Genomic DNA, 4,918 nt, shown 5'->3' with positions numbered 1-4,918 from the left:
CATCCCGGTGCTGAATACGCCGGGGCGCAACGCAGATGCGGTCGCCGAGATGACGCTGGCCCTGCTCTTCGCCGCCACCCGCCAGGTGTTGGCCGCCGACGCCGACGTGCGGGCCGGAGAGGTGTTCCGCGACGGCAGCATCCCGTATCAGCGTTTCCGCGCATGGGAGGTGGCCGGGCGAACGGCCGGGCTGATCGGCCTCGGCGCGGTGGGGCGGGCGGTCCAGTGGCGGCTGTCCGGTCTCGGCATGCGGGTTATCGCCTACGACCCCTACAACGACGAGGCCAGCCACAGCCTGGACGAGCTGCTGGCCGAAGCCGACGTCGTCTCGCTGCATGCACCGGTGACCGCGGACACCACCGGGCTGATCGGCACCGAGCAATTCGCGGCCATGCGCGACGGCGTGGTCTTCCTCAACAGCGCCCGCGCTCAGCTGCACGACACCGATGCCCTCGTCGAGGCGCTGCGCAGCGGCAAGGTGGCTGCCGCGGGTCTGGACCACTTCGTCGGCGAATGGCTGCCGACCGATCACCCGTTGGTCGGAATGCACAATGTTGTGCTCACGCCCCACATCGGCGGGGCCACGTGGAACACTGAGGCGCGGCAAGCCCAGATGGTGGCCGACGACCTGGAAGCGCTGCTGTCCGGTAGTAAGCCCGCCCATATCGTCAACCCGGAGGTGCTCACCTCATGAGATTCGTTGACAATCCCGAGACCGCGGTGCTGGCTGCGGCCAAAGACATGCTGCGCCGCGGGCTGGTCGAGGGAACCGCGGGCAACATCTCGGCCCGACGCGAAGACGGCAACCTGGTCATCACCCCGTCGTCGGTCGACTATGCCGACATGACCCTCGACGACCTGGTGCTGGTCGATCCGGATGGCGGCGTGCTGCATGCCGCCGAGGGGCGGTCTCCGTCGAGCGAGATGAAGCTGCACCTGGCTTGTTACCAGGCGTTCGACGACATCGGCAGCGTCATCCACAGCCACCCGGTGTGGGCCACCATGTTCGCGATCGCGCATCAGCCGATTCCGGCGTGCATCGACGAATTCGCCGTCTACTGCGGCGGCGACATCCGCTGCAGCGACTACGCGGCATCGGCCACACCCGAGGTCGGCTCCAACGCGGTCAAGGCCCTGGAAGGCCGGGCCGCGGCGCTGATCGCCAACCACGGCCTGGTGGCGGTCGGTCCCCGCCCGGACAAAGTCATGCATGTCACCGCGCTGGTAGAGCGTACCGCCCAAATCGTCTGGGGGGCAAGGGCTCTCGGCGGCCCGGTCCCGATCCCGGACGACATCAACGCCAACTTCGCCGGGGTCTACACGTATCTGCGCGCCAACCCGATGTAGGCGTCAGCGGCATCGCTAGCGCTGGTCGAAGGCGACCTTGACCGCACCGCTGTCAGCCTGGTCGGCGATGGCCAGGAAGGCATCGCGCCAGTGCTCCAGCGGGAAGGTGTGCGTCAACATGGGACGCAGGTCGATTCGGCCGTCGGCCACCAGGTCGAGGTAGTGCGCGATCGCGTGCTGGCGATGCCCGTCGACTTCCTCAACGCCGAATGCATTGCTGCCGACCCAGTTGATTTCCTTGAAGTACAACGGGCTCCACTCCCACCGGCCGGGGGCGTGCACGCCAGCCTTCACCAGCGTGCCCCGCGCGGCCAGGACCCGGACGCCGACCTCGAACGTCTCCGGCTTCCCGACGGTGTCATAGACAACGTCGATCGCGCCCGGGTACGCCATCGGCAACCCTTGCAGCGGCTGCCACAACCGGCCGCCGCCCCAGGCCACCAGCTCGTCGATGACGGCCAGCCTCGGCTCGTGCGCCAGCACGATCGAGGCGCCGAATCGGCGGGCCAGCTCGGCCTGGGCTTCGAAGCGGGCCACCACCGCGACGGCCACGTCCGAATAGAGCGCCCGCAGGATCGCCAACGCGCACAACCCCAATGAGCCGGCGCCGTAGACCAGGACCCGGCCTGAGCGCGGCGGCGGATGGCGGGTGATGGCGTGCAGCGACACCGAAAACGGGTCGGCGAACACCGCCAACTCGTCGGGCACCGAATCGGGCACCGCGAACAACATGCTGTCGTGAGCCGGCATCAACTCGGCGTAGCCGCCGGTCACATCGGCTGAGACGCCGGTGTGGATCCCCGGTTTGATGTCGCCGTCGCAGAAGCTCCAGCACAGGCTGTAGTCCCCGTTTTGGCAGGCCGGGCAGGGCGGTTCGATGCCGCGCGGCCCGCAGGACAGCCACGGGTTGAGCACCACCCGTTGGCCCACCTCGAGACCGCGGGCCTTCGGCCCCAACTGCACGACGTCGGCGACCACCTCGTGGCCCATGACTTGAGGGAACGAGCAGAAGGCGGCCATCGCGTTGTCGGCGTCGCCTTCGCCGAAGTCCAGCAGGATCTGCTTGGAGTCCGAGCCGCAGATACCGGTCAGGCGAGGTCGAGTGATGGCCCAATCATCGTGCAGCAGCGCGGGATCCGGTACCTGGCGCAGTGCGACGGGGCTGTGCGTCAGTGCGTCGTCGGGTCCGTCCGATGGCTCCGACCGGACACCGAAGACAAGAGCCTTCATCGAGGTGCCATAGCGGCCGCGCCGGCTATGTAGGCGTCGATGTCGGCGTTCTTGGCGTCGACGACCGGTTTCATGTCCGGCAGGTAGTGCTCGAAACGGTCGCCGCCCAGCGCTGCGATGATGCCGTCGGCCACGTCCTCGGCCGGCACCTTGGGTCCTTGGTAGAGCGGTTCCTCGCTGCCGGGCTGATCCCAGATCTCGGTATCGACGGGCCCGGGTTCGATCAACTTCACTGAAACGCCGGTGTCGTGCAGGTCGACGGCCATTGATTCACTCCACCCGCAGAGCGCGAATTTGCTCGCACAGTATGCGGTTTCGTGAACGATACCCAGCCGACCACCAACGCTGGACACGTTGACGACGACGCCGTGCCCGCGCCGGAGCATCCGGGGCAGAATCGCCAACGTCAGCCGCATCGGGGCGAAGAAGTTGACCCGCATCACCGCCTCGACGTCGGCCGGATCCAGCGCCTCGACCACGCGGCGCTTCGGCGTGGCGGCGTTGTTGACCAGAACGTCGATGCCACCCAGGTCGTCCCAGACGCGCAACCCGAACCGGTCGACCACGGCGGTGTCGCCCAGATCGGCCACCCACATCGTCGACTCCGGCGAGGTTCGGCGGCAGTCGGCCAGCACCTCCGCCAGACGCTCCGAGCGTCGGGCGACCAACCCCACCACCGCGCCGAGGCCGGCCAGCCGCCGGGCCAACGCGGCCCCGATACCCGACGACGCCCCGGTGATCAGCACCCGCTTGCCCGCCGCCTCGAACGCCATGGTTACAGCGTTGCGGGAATGATTCGGCTTGACATGGGTTTCAGCAATATGCCTGCACAAGCACCTAATTGGATGCATGGTACGCTCGTTATATTGGCTAAGTAATCACTCAGTTGCTCTAGGGGGTAGCGATGGCACGCACCGACGACGACACCTGGGACCTCGCGTCGAGCGTCGGCGCAACCGCCACGATGGTCGCCGCATCCCGCGCCATGGCCAGCAAGGCCGCACAGCCTCTGATCAACGACCCCTATGCGGAGCCGTTGGTTCGCGCGGTGGGATTGGACCTCTTCACCCGGCTGGCCACCGGTGAGCTGAACCCCGCCGACCTCGAGGACGACGGCGACGGCGCCCCGGGCGTGCAGCGGATGACCGACAACATGGCGGTCCGCACCAAGTTCTTCGACGAGTTCTTCCTCGACGCGACCAACGCGGGCATCAGGCAGGCGGTGATCCTGGCGTCGGGGCTGGATGCACGCGCGTACCGGCTGCCCTGGCCTGACGGCACCACGGTGTACGAGATCGACCAACAGCAGGTCATCGAATTCAAATCCCGCACGCTGGCCGAGCTGGGCGCCCAGCCCACCGCCCGGCGGCGCGCGGTCGCCATCGACCTGCGCGACGACTGGCCGGCCGCGTTGAAGGCGGCGGGTTTCGACCCGCAGCAGCCCAGCGCGTGGAGCGCCGAGGGCCTGCTGGGCTATCTGCCGCCCGACGCGCAGGATCGCCTGCTGGACACCGTCACCGAGCTCAGCGCACCGGGCAGCCGCATCGCCACCGAGAGCGGGCCCACCCGTAAGCCGGGGCACGAGGAGCGGATCAAAGAGCGCATGCGGAAGGTCTCGGAGCGCTGGCGTAAGCACGGGCTCGACCTCGACATGACCGAGCTGGTCTACTTCGGCGACCGCAACGAGGCGGCGGTCTACCTGTCCGAGCACGGATGGCAGATGGGCGGCAGCACCATCCGGGAAATGTTCGCGGCCAACGGACTTCCGCCGATCGAAGAGGACGACCTGCCGTTCGCCGACCGTCTCTACGTCAGCGGAACGCTGACCGACAAGAAATAGGAGCGATCCACATGACACACGCCCGATCCGGAAGATTCGATGGCGACAGCTGGGACCCGGCCTCCAGCGTGGGCGCGACCGCGACGATGGTTGCCGCCTCGCGGGCTATCGCCTCACAAGGGCCCGACGCGCTGCTCGATGATCCACTGGCCGACCCGCTGGTTCGTGCGGTCGGCTTGCCGCCGTTTATCCGCCTGCTCGACGGGGAGGTCAGCCTCGATAACGATGACGACCCGTCGCACTCCCGCAGCACGCGGATAGAGCAAATGACTGTGCGCACAAGATTTTTCGATGATTTCTTCATCAGCGCCACCGAGGCCGGCATTCGGCAGGCGGTCATCCTGGCATCTGGCCTGGACACCAGGGCCTATCGCTTGCCCTGGCCGGCCGGGACGGTGGTCTACGAGATCGACCAGCCACAGGTGATCGACTTTAAAACCAGCACCTTGGCTGACCTCGGCGCCAACCCGACCGCCGAGCGCCGCACGGTCAGCATCGACC

6 protein-coding genes are annotated in these 4,918 nt (G+C 67.6%); 4 read left to right on the top strand and 2 right to left on the bottom strand.

The annotated features are described in order from the left end of the window. Together WAN02_RS12895 and WAN02_RS12890 are read left to right on the top strand one after the other, a co-directional pair. Nucleotides 1–694, top strand: a 694-nt coding sequence (locus WAN02_RS12895) for an NAD(P)-dependent oxidoreductase (protein WP_422264568.1), incomplete at its 5' end; no start/stop codon positions are given. Next, nucleotides 691–1,347, top strand: a complete 657-nt coding sequence (locus tag WAN02_RS12890) for an L-fuculose-phosphate aldolase (RefSeq protein WP_422264567.1) — start codon at nucleotides 691–693, stop codon at nucleotides 1,345–1,347. The genes WAN02_RS12895 and WAN02_RS12890, both read left to right, overlap by 4 nt. 15 nt (nucleotides 1,348–1,362) lie before the next feature. On the opposite strand, the gene WAN02_RS12885 is transcribed toward WAN02_RS12890, so the two are convergent. Beyond that, nucleotides 1,363–2,577: a zinc-dependent alcohol dehydrogenase gene (locus WAN02_RS12885; RefSeq protein WP_422264566.1), complete on the bottom strand. Its 1,215-nt coding sequence runs from the start codon at nucleotides 2,575–2,577 to the stop codon at nucleotides 1,363–1,365. Beyond that, the gene (locus WAN02_RS12880; RefSeq protein ID WP_422264565.1) at nucleotides 2,574–3,350 is read right to left on the bottom strand and encodes an SDR family NAD(P)-dependent oxidoreductase; all 777 of its coding nucleotides are present in this window, start codon (nucleotides 3,348–3,350) and stop codon (nucleotides 2,574–2,576) included. Before WAN02_RS12880 ends, WAN02_RS12885 begins: the two co-directional genes overlap by 4 nt. Before the next feature lie 131 nt (nucleotides 3,351–3,481). Between WAN02_RS12880 and WAN02_RS12875 the strand changes: the two genes are divergently transcribed. Together WAN02_RS12875 and WAN02_RS12870 are read left to right on the top strand one after the other, a co-directional pair. Continuing rightward, nucleotides 3,482–4,417, top strand: coding sequence for a class I SAM-dependent methyltransferase (locus WAN02_RS12875; protein ID WP_422264563.1), 936 nt, complete (start codon nucleotides 3,482–3,484; stop codon nucleotides 4,415–4,417). 11 nt (nucleotides 4,418–4,428) lie between these two features. Next, nucleotides 4,429–4,918: class I SAM-dependent methyltransferase (locus WAN02_RS12870; RefSeq protein ID WP_422264562.1), on the top strand; the 490-nt coding region annotated here is incomplete at its 3' end.

The sequence above is a fragment of the Mycobacterium sp. genome, from assembly GCF_049281135.1.
GTDB lineage: Bacteria > Actinomycetota > Actinomycetes > Mycobacteriales > Mycobacteriaceae > Mycobacterium.
Note: the sequence above shows the minus strand (reverse complement) of the source record. Positions and strands in the feature narration are given on the sequence as shown.

Coding starts and splice junctions, on each gene's coding strand:
- WAN02_RS12890 (WP_422264567.1), top strand. CDS start 691: ATGAGATTCGTTGACAATCCCGAGACCGCGGTGCTGGCTGCGGCCAAA.
- WAN02_RS12885 (WP_422264566.1), bottom strand. CDS start 2,577: ATGAAGGCTCTTGTCTTCGGTGTCCGGTCGGAGCCATCGGACGGACCC.
- WAN02_RS12880 (WP_422264565.1), bottom strand. CDS start 3,350: ATGGCGTTCGAGGCGGCGGGCAAGCGGGTGCTGATCACCGGGGCGTCG.
- WAN02_RS12875 (WP_422264563.1), top strand. CDS start 3,482: ATGGCACGCACCGACGACGACACCTGGGACCTCGCGTCGAGCGTCGGC.